This is a genomic window from Pseudoalteromonas sp. S1610, assembly GCF_005887465.1.
GTDB classification, from domain to species: domain Bacteria; phylum Pseudomonadota; class Gammaproteobacteria; order Enterobacterales; family Alteromonadaceae; genus Pseudoalteromonas; species Pseudoalteromonas undina.
On record NZ_PNDI01000037.1, the window covers coordinates 1 to 549 of the forward strand.

A 549-nucleotide genomic window follows, 5' to 3' on the forward strand; every position below is an offset into this window, starting at 1 on the left:
CCCCCCCCCCCCCCCCCCCCCCGACCCCCTCCTCCTGCGCCCCCCCCACCCGCCACCCCCGCCGCCTCCCCTAAACCCCCCACCCACTGCTGCAAATTTAACCTTGAAAGGTCAGCAGACCCTAGGATAAGGAATGTCGTTAGCCCGTATATTTTCTCGCGCGCAGGTGGGGATCAACGCCCCCGAGGTGATGGTTGAAGTACATTTAGGGAATGGTTTACCCGCCTTTCATATCGTCGGCTTACCTGAGGCGTCGGTTAAAGAGGCCAAGGATAGAGTACGTAGTGCTCTAGAAAACTCGCAATTTGGATTTCCCGATCAGCGTATTACCGTTAATTTAGCACCTGCCGACTTGATTTACATGTAATTCATAGGGAGGTTTTTTTATTCTATAATATACCGTTAAGCTTTATAAATTCGCTGGTGGTCAAAATTGTCTAATAACTATAGTTTGTCTGCCTAAGCCTAAGCCTAAGCCTAAGCCTAAGCCTAAAGCTCTGCTTATGTGATATAAAAGCTTTTTAAGCTTGTCCATTTATTCCCAAGTTT

The 549-nt window shown here is 48.8% G+C and carries 1 pseudogene; it reads left to right on the forward strand.

Annotated features, from left to right (window positions below):
- Positions 1-133: 133 nt before the first annotated feature.
- Positions 134-355, forward strand: a pseudogene (locus tag CWB77_RS13215) (magnesium chelatase domain-containing protein); the annotation flags it as partial.
- Positions 356-549: the final 194 nt, after the last annotated feature.